Annotated in this window: 17 protein-coding genes; 3 read left to right on the forward strand and 14 right to left on the reverse strand. The window is 64.3% G+C overall.

Annotated elements, in window-relative coordinates:
- Positions 1-13 precede the first annotated feature (13 nt).
- From bamC to NCS67_RS08190, 9 genes are all read right to left on the reverse strand, one after another.
- Positions 14-1156, reverse strand: coding sequence for an NlpB/DapX family lipoprotein (gene bamC / locus NCS67_RS08150; protein ID WP_008341855.1), 1143 nt, complete (start codon positions 1154-1156; stop codon positions 14-16).
- Between the two features lie 182 nt (positions 1157-1338).
- Complete coding sequence (gene dapA / locus NCS67_RS08155) at positions 1339-2244, reverse strand: 4-hydroxy-tetrahydrodipicolinate synthase (RefSeq protein ID WP_008341856.1); 906 nt, start codon at positions 2242-2244, stop codon at positions 1339-1341.
- A 63-nt stretch (positions 2245-2307) separates the two neighbouring features.
- Positions 2308-2895 (reverse strand): class I SAM-dependent methyltransferase, encoded by a 588-nt coding sequence (locus NCS67_RS08160; protein ID WP_250434904.1) that lies wholly within the window; start codon positions 2893-2895, stop codon positions 2308-2310.
- Positions 2895-4097: a tryptophan--tRNA ligase gene (locus NCS67_RS08165; RefSeq protein ID WP_008341861.1), complete on the reverse strand. Its 1203-nt coding sequence runs from the start codon at positions 4095-4097 to the stop codon at positions 2895-2897. Before NCS67_RS08165 ends, NCS67_RS08160 begins: the two co-directional genes overlap by 1 nt.
- A gap of 4 nt (positions 4098-4101) precedes the next feature.
- Complete coding sequence (locus NCS67_RS08170) at positions 4102-4767, reverse strand: site-2 protease family protein (protein WP_008341863.1); 666 nt, start codon at positions 4765-4767, stop codon at positions 4102-4104.
- A gap of 130 nt (positions 4768-4897) precedes the next feature.
- Positions 4898-5527 carry an L-threonylcarbamoyladenylate synthase gene (locus NCS67_RS08175; RefSeq protein WP_008341865.1) on the reverse strand — a complete coding sequence of 210 codons (630 nt, stop codon included), beginning with the start codon at positions 5525-5527 and terminating at the stop codon, positions 4898-4900.
- 157 nt (positions 5528-5684) lie between these two features.
- The gene (locus NCS67_RS08180) at positions 5685-6515 is read right to left on the reverse strand and encodes a 3',5'-nucleoside bisphosphate phosphatase (RefSeq protein ID WP_008341867.1); all 831 of its coding nucleotides are present in this window, start codon (positions 6513-6515) and stop codon (positions 5685-5687) included.
- Between the two features lie 85 nt (positions 6516-6600).
- On the reverse strand, positions 6601-7485 hold the full coding sequence (locus NCS67_RS08185) for an alpha/beta fold hydrolase (protein WP_008341868.1): 885 nt from the start codon (positions 7483-7485) through the stop codon (positions 6601-6603).
- A 58-nt stretch (positions 7486-7543) separates the two neighbouring features.
- Positions 7544-8383, reverse strand: coding sequence for a ferritin-like domain-containing protein (locus tag NCS67_RS08190; protein ID WP_250434906.1), 840 nt, complete (start codon positions 8381-8383; stop codon positions 7544-7546).
- A 175-nt stretch (positions 8384-8558) separates the two neighbouring features.
- Between NCS67_RS08190 and NCS67_RS08195 the strand changes: the two genes are divergently transcribed.
- From NCS67_RS08195 to NCS67_RS08205, 3 genes are all read left to right on the forward strand, one after another.
- Complete coding sequence (locus tag NCS67_RS08195; protein ID WP_008341871.1) at positions 8559-9083, forward strand: gamma carbonic anhydrase family protein; 525 nt, start codon at positions 8559-8561, stop codon at positions 9081-9083.
- A gap of 50 nt (positions 9084-9133) precedes the next feature.
- Positions 9134-10084: an Hsp33 family molecular chaperone HslO gene (gene hslO, locus NCS67_RS08200; protein ID WP_008341872.1), complete on the forward strand. Its 951-nt coding sequence runs from the start codon at positions 9134-9136 to the stop codon at positions 10082-10084.
- Positions 10085-10248: 164 nt separating this feature from the next.
- Entirely contained in the window at positions 10249-10599 is a 351-nt protein-coding gene (locus NCS67_RS08205; RefSeq protein ID WP_008341874.1) for a hypothetical protein, read from the forward strand.
- Positions 10600-10685: 86 nt separating this feature from the next.
- Here NCS67_RS08205 and ftsB read toward each other — a convergent pair whose 3' ends face one another.
- The 5 genes from ftsB to NCS67_RS08230 all read right to left on the reverse strand — a co-directional run bounded on the left by ftsB (position 10686) and on the right by NCS67_RS08230 (position 16400).
- The gene (ftsB, locus tag NCS67_RS08210; RefSeq protein WP_008341875.1) at positions 10686-11153 is read right to left on the reverse strand and encodes a cell division protein FtsB; all 468 of its coding nucleotides are present in this window, start codon (positions 11151-11153) and stop codon (positions 10686-10688) included.
- Between the two features lie 113 nt (positions 11154-11266).
- On the reverse strand, positions 11267-12550 hold the full coding sequence (gene eno, locus NCS67_RS08215; protein WP_008341877.1) for a phosphopyruvate hydratase: 1284 nt from the start codon (positions 12548-12550) through the stop codon (positions 11267-11269).
- A gap of 329 nt (positions 12551-12879) precedes the next feature.
- A complete protein-coding gene (gene kdsA / locus NCS67_RS08220) occupies positions 12880-13734 on the reverse strand; it encodes a 3-deoxy-8-phosphooctulonate synthase (RefSeq protein ID WP_008341878.1) in 855 nt (284 codons plus the stop codon).
- Entirely contained in the window at positions 13731-15419 is a 1689-nt protein-coding gene (pyrG, locus tag NCS67_RS08225) for a CTP synthase (protein ID WP_008341880.1), read from the reverse strand. The genes kdsA and pyrG overlap by 4 nt, the downstream gene beginning before the upstream one ends.
- 159 nt (positions 15420-15578) lie before the next feature.
- On the reverse strand, positions 15579-16400 hold the full coding sequence (locus NCS67_RS08230) for an alpha/beta fold hydrolase (protein ID WP_008341881.1): 822 nt from the start codon (positions 16398-16400) through the stop codon (positions 15579-15581).
- Between the last annotated feature and the right edge of the window lie 19 nt (positions 16401-16419).

The following is a 16419-nucleotide window of genomic DNA, read 5'->3' on the forward strand; positions in this document are numbered from 1 at the left end:
CTTCAGGATGTCGTTAGTTCAACTGCGCGTGCAGCAAGGAAACGATGCGCTGCGCATCGGACGACGTGTCCGGCTGGCCGTTCGCATCGACGACGCCGACTTGCGTGACCGAGTCGGCCTTCGGCCTCACGTTGACGAGGAACTGGCGCGTCGGCTTCGGCGTGTTGCTCGAGAAGAACTTGCCGAAGAGGCCGTCCTTCTTCAGCTCCGCCATGGAGTCCGAAAAATGGACGTAGTAGATGCCCTTGTCGCGATCGCGATTGTCGACCGTGAAGTTGGTGCGATCGAGCGCGAGGCCCACACGCAGCCAGGCGCGATCGAACGGCTCGGCGAGATCGAGCGTGGAGCCGCCCGCGCTCGGGTCGACCGCGACCTTCGCGCCGATCGGACGCGCTTGCGCCATCAACTGCTGCGACTGCTTTTCGGTCAGGCCGAACTTCTGCATCAGCTTCGTGAGCACCGCGGCTTCGAGCTGCGGATTACGCGGACGCGCCTCCCAGCGCGACGACGTCTTGTCCTGCCCCGTCAGCACTTCTTCCATCGCGCTGTGCGTGACGGAGATGTCGGTCGAGCCATCGGATGCGCGATCGACCTGCGTGCGGAACATGTCGCGCGTACCCGACGAGTACGCGAAGTCGAGCAGCTTGCCCACGCTGTTCCTGAACCAGTCGTTCGGAATGTTCGCGCGGTTTTCGGCCCAGTCCGTCGCCATGATGCCCGTCTGCGGGGCATCGGTCTTGAGCGTGAAGCCGTTCTCTTCCCAGAACTCCTTCAGCGGTCCCCAGACCTGGTCCGGCGAACGGCCATCGACGACGAGCCAGCGGTGATCGCCATCGCTTTCGATGTGCATGCCGAACGGATCCTGCGCGTTCGGCACGCCGAGCGTCGCGTTGCCGGCCGGCGTGACCGCTCGCTCCGCGGCGCCGCCGAGCGAGTTGATCTTGGGCGGCGCGGCATAACGCTGGCTGATGTCGGCCGTGGTCAGGTCGGACGGAACGGCCAGCGAGGGTGCGGTTTCAGCAGCCTTGTAGTTGACGCGATCCGGCGCGAGCCAGTCGTTGAGCGTGTCGCAACCCGCGAGCGCGAAGACCGCACCGGCGCCGAGCGACAGCACGCCCAGGCGTTTGGCACGAGTAAGAAGAGCGGAACGTTTCATGAGGTCCTTCTTTGCTGCTGATGCGCATTGCCTCGCGCCGAACCCGCTCTAGGCGAGCGGCTCAGCGAGGCCAATGTCGAGGCCAATGAGCGGCGGTTGATGACTGAAGGTGTGGTTCATTTCGATCACGTGCGGCGGCGCGGCTTTCGATTCCTTGTGACTCGGCGCGCCGCCCCATGCGATCAGGCGAGGAGCCCGGCGTCGCGCAACGCGCCACGCACCACGTCGTGATAGCGCGCGTCGAGCGGCGTGAGCGGCAGCCGGATGCCGCCTTCCATGCGGCCGAGCGCCTGCAGCGCCCATTTGGCCGGAATCGGATTCGATTCGCAGAAGAGTTGCTTGTGCAGCGACAGCAGCTTCAGATGGATGCGGCGCGCGGTGATCGCATCGCCTTCGATCGCGGCGCGGCAGAGCTGGCTCATTTCCTTCGGCGCGACGTTGGCCGTCACCGAGATGTTGCCGTGTCCGCCGAGCAGCATGAGCGCGATCGCCGTGGGATCGTCGCCGCTGAAGATGCTGAAATGCGCCGGCGCGTGCTTGATCAGATGCGCAGCGCGATCGATGTTGCCCGTCGCTTCCTTGACGCCGATGATGCCCGGCACGTCCGCGAGGCGCAGGATCGTTTCGTTGCTCATGTCGGCAACGGTGCGGCCCGGCACGTTGTAGAGCAGCACCGGCAGATCGACGGCTTCGGCGATCGCCTTGAAATGGCGATACATGCCTTCCTGCGTCGGCTTGTTGTAATACGGAACGACTTGCAGCGTGGCGTCGGCGCCGACCTTTTTGGCCTGCTTCGAGAGCTCGATGGCTTCGGCGGTCGAATTGCCGCCCGCGCCCGCGATGATCGGAAAGCGCTTGGCCGTATGCTCGACGGCCGTCTGGATCATCAGGATGTGTTCTTCGACCGACAAAGTGGCCGACTCGCCACTGGTGCCGACCACGACGAGTCCGTTCGAGCCTTGTTCGACGTGCCAGTCGATCAGTTTTCGAAACGCCGGCAGATCGAGACTACCGTCCTCGTGCATCGGTGTGACGATGGCAGGGATACTGCCGCGGATCTGGATGCCGCCGTGTGTTCCGTTTGTCATGAAACTCTATGAATTTAATCGTGAATTTAATCGCAAAAAGCGATATTACGCGATTGTAGCGGATTAGCCGCCGAGCGCGTAACGTGGCGGACCCGGGGGTATGTTACTAATCGTGAGTGGGTTTTCCGCTGACTGCGGTGCGCGAACCGCACAGATTCGCTGCACGTAGGCAGGGCGCGGGTCATCGACGAACCCGTCTTCGTAGCCGATCACGCGCAGTCGCCCTCGCACCGCTTCGAGCAGTTCGCCGGGTTCGAGCAGAAACGCCGGATTCGACGGCTTGCCGATACTGCCGTTGCCCGCCGCGAACGTTTCATAGATCAGCACGCCGCCGGGCGCGAGCGCGTCGATGAAGTGCCCGAACAGCGGCCGATGCAGATAGTTGGTGACGACGACGGCATCGAACTTTCGATCGCCCGAAAGCGGCCACGGCGCGCCGTTTTCCAGATCGGCGGCAAGCGTTTCGATGCCTTCGAGCGCCGCCATCGACGCGAGCGCGTCCGCGTCACGATCGACCGCCAGCACGGAAAAACCGCGCGCCGCGAACCAGCGCGCGTGGCGCCCGCTGCCCGCGGCGACGTCGAGGACCGCGCCGCCGGGCGCGACGAGATGCGCCCAGCGCGCGACCCACGGAATGATCGCACTGTCCATCAGTTGTAAGACAGCCCCATGGCCTCGCGCACGTCGCGCATCGTTTCGGTCGCGAACTTGCGCGCCTTGTCGCAGCCGTCCGCGACGATCGCGCGCAACAGCGACGGATCGTCCATGTACTTCTGCGCGCGTTCCAGCATCGGCTGCTGCTCGCGCAGGATGCCTTCGATCACCGGCTGCTTGCACTCCAGACAGCCGATGCCCGCGCTGCGGCAGCCCTTCTGCACCCATTCGTGCGTGTTCTCGTCGGTGTAGACCTGATGCAGTTGCCACACCGGACACTTGTCGGGATCGCCCGGATCGGTGCGGCGCACGCGCGCCGGGTCGGTCGGCATCTTGCGGACTTTCTGCTCGATGGTCGCCGCGTCCTCACGCAAGCCGATGGTGTTACCGTACGACTTCGACATCTTCTGGCCGTCGAGGCCCGGCATGCGCGACGCTTCGGTCAGGAGAACCTGCGGCTCGACCAGAATGATCTTGCGCGCGCCTTCGAGATAGCCGAACAGACGCTCGCGATCGCTCATCGACAGGCTTTGCGATTCCTGCAGCATCGCGCGTGCTTGTTCGAGCGCTTCGTCGTCGCCTTCCTGCTGATACGCGACGCGCAGCTCGTGATACAGCTTCGAGCGCTTGCCGCCGAGTTTCTTGGCCGCTTCGAGCGCCTTCTCCTCGAAATCCGGCTCCTTGCCATAGAGATAGTTGAAGCGGCGCGCGATCTCGCGCGTCATTTCCACGTGCGGCACCTGATCCTCGCCCACCGGCACGAGCGACGCGCGATACAGCAGGATGTCCGCCGCCATCAGCACCGGATAGCCGAGGAAGCCGTACGTCGACAGATCCTTTTCGCGCAGCTTTTCGATCTGCTCCTTGTAGGTCGGCACGCGTTCGAGCCAGCCGAGCGGCGTGCCCATGCCGAGCAGCAGCGAAAGTTCGGCGTGCTCGGGCACGCGGCTCTGGATGAAGAGCGTCGCCTGTGCCGGGTCGATGCCGGACGCCAGCCAGTCGATGAGCACTTCCCAGACGTTTTTCTCGATGACCTCGGGCGTCTCGTAGTGCGTCGTGAGCGCGTGCCAGTCGACCACTGCGAAGAAGCACGGATACTCGGACTGCAGCCGCACCCAGTTTTTCAGCACGCCGTGATAGTGGCCGAGGTGCAGCGACCCGGTGGGCCGCATGCCGGAGAAGATACGGTCAGGGAACATGATGTTATGGGAATAGTGAAGCGAGGGGATTCAAGATAGCCGACACCGCCGTATAGCCGACGTTCACGAGCGGCCCGAGCCAGAAGCGCGTCAGCACGCCGGTCACGACGAGCGCCATCACGATGAAGAAGCCGTACGGCTCGAGCTTCGAAAACGCGATGGACGCGCGCACCGGCAGAAGCGCCATGACGACACGCCCGCCGTCGAGCGGCGGCAACGGAAAGAGATTGAGCACGCCGAGCACGAGATTCACGCTGATGCCCGCCTGAGCCATGCCCGTGAAGAACGGCTCGTCGATGTGAAAGGCCCGCAGCAGCACGAAGATCACGCCCCAGACGATCGCCTGGGCGAAGTTGCTGCCCGGCCCGGCCGCCGCGACCCACAGGCTGCCCCAGCGCGGATTGCGCAGGTTGCCGAACGCCACGGGCACGGGCTTCGCATAGCCGAACATGAACGCACCGCTCGTCACGAAGTAAAGGACGATCGGAATGACGATCGTGCCGATCGGGTCGATGTGGCGCATCGGGTTCATCGAAACGCGGCCGAGAACGTAGGCCGTGTTGTCGCCGAGCAGTCGCGCGGCGTAGCCATGCGCGGCCTCGTGCAGCGTGATCGCGAAAATCACGGGGAGCGCGTAGACCGCGATGGTCTGTATCAGGGAAGCATCCATAGGGCGGTATTGTAACAAGCAGGCAGGTTGGATCAGACACGCACGGCGGCGCCGGGCGCGCACTATTTCGCCCATGGTGTGAGCAAACGCTTAATCGGGTCGTATGCCCGTGTGCGCTACTGCGCGGCGCTTACGCCGTGAGCCCGAACGGTTCGAGACTGCCTCTCCCCGCGCGCACGAGCACTGGCTCCCCCGAAGAAAGATCGATCACCGTGGACGGCTCCGCCGGACACGCGCCGGCATCGATCACGAGTTCGATCTGTTTTTCGAGGCGTTCGCGGATTTCCTCGGCGTCGTTGAGCGGCTCGGTGTCGGGCGGCAGGATCAGCGTCGATGCAAGCAGCGGCTCGCCGAGCGCCTCCAGCAACGCGAGCGTGATCGCGTGATCGGGCACGCGCAGCCCGATCGTCTTGCGCGACGGATGCGAAAGCCGCCGCGGCACTTCCTTGGTCGCCTGCAGCACGAAAACGTAAGGCCCAGGCGTCACCGACTTGATCAGCCGATACTGCTGGTTGTCGACCATGGCGAAATTGGACAGCTCGGAGAGGTCGCGCACGAGCAGGGAGAGCAACTGCTTGTCGTCGATGCCGCGCACGCGTCGCAATCGCTCGACCGCGTCCTTGTCGTCGAGATGGCAGCCGAGCGCGTAGCTCGAATCGGTCGGCAACGCGACGAGACCGCCGTCCTTGATGATCTGCACGGCCTGATTGATGAGCCGCGGCTGCGGATTATCCGGATGAATGCGAAAGAATTGAGACATGGCGACGCCTTATTGTTTCGATCGTTATCGCGATGGGCCGAGCGGCGCGCGACTTCTTGTCTCGCGCGCGAGCGCGCCCTGCGCGATGCGCGTGCGGAAAATCACAGGTGATGCAAAGACCGTGCGCGCGAACAGAAAGACGCGCGCCGCGGGAACGCTAAAGCCAGCGCTCCCAGACAGGCGTGAGATCGTCGGGCAACGGCGGAAGCAGGCCGAGATCGACGCGCCCTTCGCCCGCGCCGTGGAAGTCCGAGCCGCGCGATGCCTCGAACCCATAGCGGCGCGCGACATCGGCGTATTCGCGGTACTGGTCGGGCGTATGGCTGCCCGTCACGACTTCGATGGCCCGGCCGCCGAGCTCGATGAATTCATCGAAGAGCGCGGCGAATTCGACCGGCGTGAAGTCATAGCGGCCCGGATGCGCGATGATCGGCTCTCCGCCCGCATCCTTGATCCATTTCACGGCGTCCGCGAGCTTCGCCCAGCAATGCCCGACGAAACCCGGCTTGCCGTCGCCGAGATAGCGCGCGAACACATCCGACGTGGACTGCGCATACCCCGCCTCCACCAGATACCGCGCGAAGTGCGTGCGCGAGATCATGTCGGGATCGTCGGTGAAGCGCAGCGCGCCTTCGTAGCAATCCGGAATGCCGACCGCCGCGAGCGCCTCGCCGATCGCCACGCCGCGCGCCGCGCGCCCGTTGCGCGTCGATTCGAGCCCCTTGCGCAGCGCATCGTTATGCGGATCGACGTTCATGCCGACGATATGCACCGTGCGCGACGCCCACGTCACCGAAATCTCGACGCCGGGCAGATAGCGCATGCCGAGCGCCTCGGCGGCCTTCTTCGCTTCGTCCTGCCCGCCAAGCTGATCGTGATCCGTCAGCGACCATAGCGTGACGCCGTTCGCGTGCGCGCGCGCGGCGACATCGGCGGGCGCAAACTGTCCGTCGGACACGGTGGAATGGCAATGCAGATCGGCGTTCATCGTCGTTTATCGGGCTTCACTCACATTCTAACTGTATCGGCGCGACAAGCCGATTATGTAGTTCCTTCGTTCCGTGCTGCGCCGCTCACGCGCAGAACGATTCGACGAGCGCCGCGACGCGCTCCGGCTGATCGTGATGGATCATGTGACCGGCCTCGTCGACGATTTCCTCGCGCCAGTCGGGAAACGCCTGAAAGCGCGTCTTGAATTCGGCGATGGGCGTCTCGCCCGCGAAAGCCGCGAGCGTCGGCGAATCCTTCGCCTCGACGTGCAGCACGGGCGCCGCCACGCGCGCCCACGCCGCGCTCACCTCGTCGAGCCGATACAGCGTCGGTCCGCGCAATTTGTGCGCCGGATCGGCAAGCAGATGGAAGCGCCCATCCGCTTCCTCGCGGGACCAGTGTTGCGCGAGATAGCGCGCACGCGCGAGCGGCAGACGCGGATTCGTGCGGATCAGCCGGTCGGCGACTTCGTCGAGGCTCGCGTAGCTGCGCAGCGCGGGCGGCGCGCGCAGATCGTCGAGCCATTGGGAAATGCGCCCCGGCGATTGCGACGCGCGCGCCGCCGGCAATCCGAAGCCTTCGAGATCGACCACGCGGCGCACGCGCGCGGGCCGCACGCCCGCGTACAGCAGCGCGACGTTCGCGCCCATGCTGTGGCCGACGATGTTCACCTGACCGCCCGGCGCGTAATGGTCGAACAGCACGTCGAGATCGGAGAGATAGTCGGGAAAGTAGTAATGGCCGCCGCCCTTCTGCGCGACCGGCCAGTCGGAGAGCCCGAAGCCGCGCGCATCGGGCGCGAGCACTTGCCAGTCGCCCGCGAGTGCATCGACGACGAACTGGAACGACGCGCCGATATCCATCCAGCCGTGCAGCATGAAGAGCATCGGGGCGTCGGGCGAGCCCCAGCGGCGTACGTGCAGGCGCACGCCGCGCGCGTCGACGAATTCGGAGCGCGAATCTTTCATGGTGTCGTCTCGAAGTAAAAAAGGATGATCGTTCGATTATAGCGACGAAGAACCTGCCCTACTTCGCATCGTCGAGGCCGGCGAGTGCGCGCAGTTCGGCTTCGTCGAAACCGGCGTCGCGGCGCGCTTCGAAATTGAACGGGCCGCGCAGCTTCGGCGCGCGATATCGCGCGGCGAGGCGTTCGTAAGTCGTGTGCGGGTCCAGATTTCGCGCGTCGCACAGAAACCGGAACCAGCGATTGCCGATCAACACATGGCCGATTTCATCGCGCAGGATGACGTCGAGGATCGCCGCGGACGGGTGATCGCCCGCCTGCGCGAGACGCTTTCTGATCGGCGGCGACGCGTCGAGCCCGCGCGCCTCCAGTGTCCGCGGCACGAGCGCCATGCGCGCCAGCACATCGCCGCGCGTGCGTTGCGCCATGTCCCACAGCCCATCGTGCGCCGGGAAGTCGCCGTAAGCGTGGCCGAAATCGGCGAGGCGCGCGCTCAGCAGCGAAAAGTGATGCGCCTCCTCCGCCGCCACCTTCAACCAGTCGAGATAAAAATCCTGCGGCATCGACGGAAATCGCCAGACGGCATCGAGCGCGAGATTGATCGCGTTGAATTCGATGTGCGCGAGCGCGTGCAACAGCACGGCGCGCCCCGCATCCGACTGCATGCTGCGACGCTTCAGCGACGATGGCTCCACGAGCGCCGGACGCTCGGGCCGGCCAGGCAGATCGCCGGGTTCCGCGAACTCGGCTCGTGGATCGATCCGCGACGGCTGGGCGCGCGCCGCATCGAAAAGTGCGCGGGCGCGCGCGGCTTTCGTCGCGGGATCGCGCTCGCGCAGGACCGCGAGCGCTGCGCGGCGGGCGCAGTCATCGGCTTCCGGGGAAATGACAAGGTCGTGCATCGGACTGTCTCGAAAACGGGCGTCGAACACTGCGTTCCAGCGGACGCTTACGGCAAACAGCTAAAATGGTAATCCCGGCGGACGCCTCAAAACGCGCAACAATGCGCGTGCGCCGCCTCACCGGCAGGCGCGCATTGTAGTCCCACCTTCACGACATCACGCCTCAGGAGACAATGTGGCCATCTACAAACTCGGCGACGACGCCCCGACCATCCACGAAAGCGTGTTTCTCGCGGACACCGCGACCATCATCGGCCGGGTGACGCTCGAGGAAAACGCGAGTGTCTGGCCCGGCGCGGCGCTGCGCGGCGACAACGAGCCGATCGTCGTCGGACGCGGCAGCAACGTGCAGGAAGGCGCGGTACTCCACGCCGATCCGGGTTTTCCTCTGACGATCGAGAGCGATGTCACCGTCGGCCATCAGGCAATGCTGCACGGCTGCACGATCAAGGAAGGCTCGCTGATCGGAATCCAGGCGGTGGTCTTGAATGGCGCGGTGATCGGCCGCAACTGTCTGGTTGGCGCGGGCGCCGTCGTCACCGAAGGCAAGGTGTTTCCGGACAATACGCTGATTCTCGGCGCGCCCGCCAAGGCAGTGCGGGAAATCGGCGAGGCGGATATCGCCCGCATGCGTGCGGCCACGGCGAGTTATGCCGACCGTCGCGAATATTACAAGGCGCACCTCGTGCGTATCGGCTGAACGGACGCCGCACGAGACGGCGCAGCAGCCTCAACACCCAAGGAAGAGTTGTGAACGACCAGTTGCAGAAATTCATGTTCAACGCGGCGCCGGTGCGCGGCGAGATCGTCTCGTTGCGTCATACGTGGCAGGAAGTGCTCGCGCGCCGCTCGTATCCCGTGGCCGTGCGCAACGTGCTCGGCGAAATGATGGCCGCATGCGCGCTGCTGTCCGCGAACCTCAAGTTCGACGGCACGCTCATCATGCAGATCTACGGCGACGGCCCCGTGAAGATGCTGGTCGTGCAGTGCAATTCCAACCTGTCGCTGCGCGCCACGGCGAAGCTGGCCGATGGCGGCGAGAGCGAGCTCGACAGCGAAATGTCGCTGCCGGACCTGCTGAACCGTCACGGGCGCGGCCGCTGCGTCATCACGCTCGATCCCTCCGACAAAAAGCCGGGGCAGCAACCGTATCAGGGCATCGTGCCGCTGTCGGACGAGCATGGCGCGCTCAAGTCGATGGCCGAAGTGCTCGAGCACTACATGCATCACTCCGAGCAGCTCGACACACGCTTGTGGCTCGCCGCCGATACCGACCGCGCCGTCGGCCTGCTGCTGCAGAAGCTGCCGGGCGATGGCGGCATCGTTCCGCATCCGGGCGAGCACGACGCCGATACGTGGCAGCGCGTCTGCCATCTCGGCAGCACGCTTTCGAACGAGGAATTGCTGAAGGAAGAGCCGGATACCGTGTTCAAGCGCCTTTTCTGGCAAGAAAACGTCCAGCACTTCGAGCCGGCAGCCGCGCGCTTCCAGTGCACATGTTCGCGCGAGAAGGTCGGCGGCATGCTGAAGATGCTCGGCCGCGAGGAAGTCGACAGCGTGATCGTGGAGCGCGGCAATGTCGAAGTGCATTGCGAGTTCTGCAACCAGCGCTATGACTTCGACTCCGTCGACGTTGCGCAACTTTTTGTCGCAAACGAACTCTCACAAGGTGTGAGCCCGGCGTCGGACCGGCGCCACTGAAACGCCGCGCAAGCCTTGTCCAGTCGAGGTTTCGCCACGCGCGCCGGTGGCGCTCGAAGCACGGCGCGCCGCTTGCGGCCTGCTTTCGGCCCGGCTCTCACGACAGATTCCGCAAGCTATGATGGGACTCCTGCACAGATGTCCGGCCCGCTGGAGGTCGCAAAATGAAAACCGCAACACTCAACTGGAAATTGCTGCCGTGTCTGGCCGGGGTCGCGCTCGTCGCCGGCTGCATGATGGATCCGCCCGGCCCGTCGCCGATCTACAGCCGCTTGCCCGACACATCGCCTGCGCCGCAACAGACGCTCACGCCGCAGCAGGAGATGGACCGCTACAACGCCATCGACAAGCAGGCGCTCAACGAATCGCAGCAGGCAGCCGCGGCTGGCAACGCCGCGAAGACGATGTCGCAGTTCTACGCGCCCGCGCCGGTGTCGGTCTACGGCGGCTATTCGAGCGGCGGCTGGGGCGGCCCGTACTGGGGCACCGGCATCGGATTCGGCACTTCGTGGTAGGCGAGGCGGCCATCCGCCTTTGTCTGCCAAATACAAAAATGGCGCGGTCGTGACCGCGCCATTTTTTATCTCAACCAGCCGGCGTCTTACTGCGCCGCGCCCTGCTGCTTTTTCTTCGCTTCGGCCGCTTTTTCCTTCTGCGCCTTCTTGTCCAGCTCGCGCAACTCCTGCTTCGAGCGCGACACGGGATTCGGCACCACGCGCAGCGGCGCCGCTGAAACCTGACCGCGCGTCGAGCCGTTCATGCCCGGCACGTTCGCGGAATTGACGGGCGCGTTCGAATTCGGCGAGACGAACTGCACGAACACCTCGCTGTCCTTCACCATGCCCATCTCGTAGCGCGCGCGCTCTTCCACGGCGGCGGTGCCGTTTTGCAGGTCCTGCACTTCGCCCTGGACGCGCTCGTTGCGCAGTCTCAGATTCGTGTTCTTGTCCGTCTGCTGCGCGAGCTGCTGCTGCAATTCATGCACGCGCAGCCAGCCGCCATGTCCCCACCAGAGCGGGTATTGGATCAGCACCAGCAAAAGAACCAGAACGACAGTTACGAGCCGCATTCACGTAGCCGAAATAAGCGCCGCCCGGCGGCAAGCTGCCCCGGGCGACGGGCTTCAAAAGATGACGCTTCAAAGACCACTAAGCGTCCTTATCGACTAAAGCGGCAAAAGCTTTAGCGCAAGTTATAAAACGCCGACTTGCCCGGGTAGCTGGCGATATCGCCGAGATCTTCCTCGATGCGCAGCAACTGGTTGTACTTCGAGATGCGATCGCTGCGCGACAGCGAGCCGGTCTTGATCTGGCCGGCGTTCAGGCCGACCGCGATGTCCGCGATGGTCGAATCTTCCGTCTCGCCCGAGCGGTGCGAGATGACCGCCGTGTAGCCCGCACGCTTGGCCATTTCGATCGCCGCGAAGGTTTCCGTCAGCGTGCCGATCTGGTTGATCTTGATGAGGATCGAGTTCGCGATGCCCTTCTCGATGCCTTCCTTCAGAATGCGCGTGTTCGTGACGAAGAGATCGTCGCCGACGAGCTGGATCTTCTTGCCGAGCTTGTCGGTCAGCGTCTTCCAGCCTTCCCAGTCCGACTCGTGCATGCCGTCTTCGATCGACACGATCGGGAACTTGTCGGCGAGCGTGGCGAGGTAATCCGCGAATTCGGTCGACGACAGTTGCAGGCCTTCGCCAGCCAGTTGGTACTTGCCGTCGTGATAGAACTCGCTCGCCGCGCAGTCGAGCGCGAGCAGCACATCTTCACCGGCGCGATAACCGGCCTTCTCGATGGCTTGCAGAATCGTCGACAGGCACTCGTCGTTGCTGCCGAAGTTCGGCGCGAAGCCGCCTTCGTCGCCCACCGCGGTGCTCATGCCGCGCTCGGCCAGGATCTTCTTCAGCGCGTGGAACACTTCCGCGCCGCAACGCAGCGCTTCGCGGAACGTCGGCTGGCTCACCGGGACGATCATGAATTCCTGGATGTCCAGGCTGTTGTTCGCGTGCGCGCCGCCGTTGACGATGTTCATCATCGGCACCGGAAGCTGCATCGCGCCCGAGCCGCCGAAGTAGCGGTACAGCGGCAGGCCGGCTTCTTCGGCGGCAGCCTTCGCGACCGCCATCGACACCGCGAGCATCGCGTTCGCGCCGAGACGCGACTTGTTGTCGGTGCCGTCGAGTTCGAGCAGGGTCTTGTCGAGGAAAGCCTGTTCCGAGGCGTCGAGGCCCATGATGGCTTCGGAAATCTCGGTGTTGATGTGTTCGACGGCCTTAAGCACGCCCTTGCCGCCGTAGCGGCCCGCTTCGCCGTCGCGCAATTCGATGGCCTCGCGCGAGCCGGTGGATGCGCCCGAAGGCACCGCCGCGCGGCCCATCGTGCCCGACTCGAGCAACACGTCGCATTCGACGGTCGGATTGCCTCGCGAATCGAGAATCTCGCGGCCGATGATATCTACGATAGCACTCATGGTTTCCTCAAGAAATGACGATGAATTCTGTCAGTCACAACGAAGCGCGCCGCCTGTTTTTACACTTCGATACACGCTTCACTGGCTTCGCTCAGACCCATTCGATGACCGCCGGGTTCAGCTCCGGCGCAAAGAGCGGTCGTTTCGGGACCGGATCGAATCCGGTCCGCATCGCTTTCGTGGGGAGCGGGCGTCTCATCCGCCGGTTGCGGATGCCGCCCCGATGCGTTGCACGCTCCTCCGTTGCCCGGATGACGCCGGACGGCCTGATCTCGCAACACGGGCGCCCATGATGACGCCCGCGCCGTACTACTTTTTGCTGCCGACGCTCAGTTGAAGTCGTTCTCGAGGAACGAACCGCTTTTCACCGCGCGATCGATCGTGATGAGCGTCGAAAGCAGCGCTTCCATGTGATGCAGCGGCACCGCGTTCGGGCCGTCGGACTTCGCGCAGGCCGGGTCCGGATGCGTCTCCATGAAGAGGCCCGCCACGCCCGTCGCGACCGCCGCACGCGCCAGCACCGGCACGAACTCGCGCTGACCGCCCGAGCTCGTGCCCTGCCCGCCCGGCAACTGCACCGAATGGGTGGCATCGAAGACGACCGGCGCGTTGGTTTCGCGCATGATCGCGAGCGAGCGCATGTCGGACACGAGGTTGTTATAGCCGAACGACACGCCGCGCTCGCACGCCATGAAGCGGTCTTCCGACAGACCCGCTTCACGCGCGGCGTCGCGCGCCTTGTCGATCACGTTCTTCATGTCGTGCGGCGCGAGAAACTGGCCCTTCTTGATGTTGACCGGTTTGCCCGAGCGCGCGCACGCGTGGATGAAGTCGGTCTGACGGCAGAGGAACGCGGGCGTTTGCAGCACGTCCACGACCGATGCGACCGCTTCGATTTCTTCCTCGGTGTGCACGTCCGTGAGAACGGGCACGCCGAGCTGCTTCTTCACCTCGCCGAGAATGCGCAGGCCTTCGTCCATGCCCGGACCGCGATACGACTTGCCCGAACTGCGGTTCGCCTTGTCGAACGACGACTTGTAGATGAACGGAATGCCGAGCTTCTGCGTGATTTCCTTCAGCCGGCCGGCGACGTCGATGGTCATTTGCTCCGACTCGACGACGCACGTGCCCGCGATCAGGAAGAACGGCTTGTCGAGGCCCGCTTCGAAATGACACAGCTTCATGCTTGCGCTCCCGCGGTGGCTTTCGCCGGCGCCTTCACGCCATTGCCTTCGGCGTGCGCGCGCGCTGCATCGACGAATGCCTTGAAGAGCGGATGCCCGTCGCGCGGCGTCGACGTGAATTCGGGGTGGAACTGCACGCCGACGAACCACGGGTGCAGCGACTGCGGCAACTCCATCATCTCGGGCAGATCCTCGCTCGGCGTACGGGCGCTGATGATAAGCCCGCCGGCTTCGAGCTGGGGCACGAAACGGTTATTGACTTCATAACGGTGACGATGACGCTCGTTCACATCGCTGCCGTAGATGCGCTCGGCCATCGTTCCCGGCTTGATCGGGCACTTCTGCGAGCCGAGGCGCATGGTGCCGCCGAGATCCGACTCTTCGTTGCGCTTTTCGATGCGGCCCGCGCGGTCGTACCACTCCGTGATGAGCGCGACGACCGGGTTGCCCGTGTCCTGATCGAACTCGGTGGAATTCGCATCGGCGAGACCGGCGACATCGCGCGCGAACTCGATCACCGCGAGCTGCATGCCGAGGCAGATGCCGAGATACGGCGTCTTCGATTCGCGTGCGTAGCGGATCGCCTTGATCTTGCCTTCCGTGCCGCGACGGCCGAAACCGCCCGGCACCAGCACGGCGTCGAGGTGCTTCAGTGCGTCGGTGCCTTCGGCGTCGATCTGCTCGGAATCGATGTACTCGATGTTGACCTTCGTCGACGTATGGATGGCCGCGTGACGCAGCGCTTCGATCAGCGACTTGTACGATTCGGTGAGCTCGACATACTTGCCGACCATGCCGATGGTCACTTCGTGCTTCGGATTTTCGAGCTTCTCGACGAGGTTCGACCACATCGCCAGATCGGCCGGCGGCGGCGCGAGCTTCAGCTCTTCACAGATGATGTCGTCGAGGTGCTGGTCGTTGAGCATCTGCGGAATCTTGTAGATGCTGTCCGCGTCCCAAACGGAAATGACCGCGTCTTCGGGCACGTTCGAGAACATGGAAATCTTGGCGCGCTCGTCGTCGGGAATGCGGCGGTCGGCGCGGCACAGGAGCACGTTCGGATAGATACCGATTTCGCGCAGCTTCTGCACGCTGTGCTGCGTGGGCTTCGTCTTGAGTTCACCCGCCGTCGCGATGAACGGCACGAGCGTGAGGTGCACGAAGCACGCGCTGTTGCGGCCCATGCGCAGGCTCATCTGACGCGCGGCTTCGAGGAACGGCAGCGATTCGATGTCGCCCACCGTGCCGCCGATTTCCACGATCGCCACGTCCGGCTGGCCGCACGTCGCCGCAGCGGCGCCGCGCTCCACGAATGCCTGGATTTCGTTGGTGATATGCGGAATGACCTGCACCGTCTTGCCGAGATACTCGCCGCGGCGTTCCTTGCGGATCACCGATTCGTAGATCTGGCCGGTGGTGAAGTTATTGGCCTTGCGCATCTTCGTGCTGATGAAGCGCTCGTAATGGCCGAGGTCGAGGTCGGTCTCCGCTCCGTCTTCCGTCACGAACACTTCCCCGTGCTGGAACGGGCTCATCGTGCCGGGGTCGACGTTGATGTAGGGATCGAGCTTGAGGAGAGTGACTTTGAGACCGCGCGATTCGAGGATCGCGGCGAGAGAGGCGGCGGCAATACCCTTGCCAAGGGACGAAACTACGCCGCCGGTGACGAATACATATTTGGTCATCGCTAGATGCTCGCGGGAAAAACGGATTATACCGTAAAGGCCGGTTCCCACGAAGCGCGCCCGGCGCGGATATTGGCTACAAATCCGCGCATTTCGGCGTCATTTTTGCGGAACGTGACGCGGGCCGTTCGTCAAGTCCCGCGCGTGCTCGCGCCCTTTTCAGCGCGCCGTCTGCATGGCCGTGAGCAGCCGCTGCACGGCGCGCGCGGTGTCGATCGGGCGCTCCATCGGAAAGAGATGGCTGCCTTCCATCCATTCGATGTGCTCGCCCGCGATGCGCCGCGTCATCCCGAGCCCGACCTGGCGCACTTCGCGCGAATGCGTCCCCGCGATGAAACCGACGGGCACCGGCGCGCCGTGCGCGAGCCGCGCGCCGAGCGTGTGCGGCAGCGTGCGATAGATCAGATATTCCACATGGCGATCGAATGCGAGCGAGCGTGCGCCGTTCGCATGGGTCTGCGGAATGCCGAAATCGATATAGTCCGACAGCATGCGTTCGTCCCAGCGAGCGAACGCCGGTTTCGACAGGAAATGCCGCCACGCCTCGTCGCGGCTCGCCCACTGCGTGCGGCGCTTGCGCGTCGCGGCGGCGGGCGACAGGCGCTCGTCCAGCCCGGTCCATTGCGTGACGCGCAGGAGTCCGCTCTTCCAGCCCGCGATCACCGGCGAATCGAGCATCACCACGCCTTTCACCCATTCCGGGCGCTTCAGCGCCGCCATCAGCGACAGATAGCCGCCGAGCGAATGCCCGACGAGCCACACCTTCGGATGATCGCCGTCGGCTTCGCGCCGATAGCGGCTCATGTCGTCGATGAGCTGATCGACGAGATACGGCCAGTCGCGCGTCACGGGAAAGCGCGCGTCATGACCGATGCGCTCGATGCTGCGAACTTCGTATTCGTCGGAAAGCTCCGCGAACATCGTGCGATACGTCGATGCGGGAAAACCGTTCGCGTGCGAGAAATGGATGATGTCTTTCAAGCGTGTCTCTTGTTTTTTT

This window comes from Caballeronia sp. ATUFL_F2_KS9A, from assembly GCF_023630765.1.
Classification (GTDB): domain Bacteria; phylum Pseudomonadota; class Gammaproteobacteria; order Burkholderiales; family Burkholderiaceae; genus Caballeronia; species Caballeronia zhejiangensis.

Bases quoted from the DNA above. Each gene is read 5' to 3' on its own strand.
- bamC (WP_008341855.1), bottom strand. From the start codon at position 1,156: ATGAAACGTTCCGCTCTTCTTACTCGTGCCAAACGCCTGGGCGTGCTG.
- dapA (WP_008341856.1), bottom strand. From the start codon at position 2,244: ATGACAAACGGAACACACGGCGGCATCCAGATCCGCGGCAGTATCCCT.
- NCS67_RS08160 (WP_250434904.1), bottom strand. From the start codon at position 2,895: ATGGACAGTGCGATCATTCCGTGGGTCGCGCGCTGGGCGCATCTCGTC.
- NCS67_RS08165 (WP_008341861.1), bottom strand. From the start codon at position 4,097: ATGTTCCCTGACCGTATCTTCTCCGGCATGCGGCCCACCGGGTCGCTG.
- NCS67_RS08170 (WP_008341863.1), bottom strand. From the start codon at position 4,767: ATGGATGCTTCCCTGATACAGACCATCGCGGTCTACGCGCTCCCCGTG.
- NCS67_RS08175 (WP_008341865.1), bottom strand. From the start codon at position 5,527: ATGTCTCAATTCTTTCGCATTCATCCGGATAATCCGCAGCCGCGGCTC.
- NCS67_RS08180 (WP_008341867.1), bottom strand. From the start codon at position 6,515: ATGAACGCCGATCTGCATTGCCATTCCACCGTGTCCGACGGACAGTTT.
- NCS67_RS08185 (WP_008341868.1), bottom strand. From the start codon at position 7,485: ATGAAAGATTCGCGCTCCGAATTCGTCGACGCGCGCGGCGTGCGCCTG.
- NCS67_RS08190 (WP_250434906.1), bottom strand. From the start codon at position 8,383: ATGCACGACCTTGTCATTTCCCCGGAAGCCGATGACTGCGCCCGCCGC.
- NCS67_RS08205 (WP_008341874.1), top strand. From the start codon at position 10,249: ATGAAAACCGCAACACTCAACTGGAAATTGCTGCCGTGTCTGGCCGGG.
- ftsB (WP_008341875.1), bottom strand. From the start codon at position 11,153: ATGCGGCTCGTAACTGTCGTTCTGGTTCTTTTGCTGGTGCTGATCCAA.
- eno (WP_008341877.1), bottom strand. From the start codon at position 12,550: ATGAGTGCTATCGTAGATATCATCGGCCGCGAGATTCTCGATTCGCGA.
- kdsA (WP_008341878.1), bottom strand. From the start codon at position 13,734: ATGAAGCTGTGTCATTTCGAAGCGGGCCTCGACAAGCCGTTCTTCCTG.
- pyrG (WP_008341880.1), bottom strand. From the start codon at position 15,419: ATGACCAAATATGTATTCGTCACCGGCGGCGTAGTTTCGTCCCTTGGC.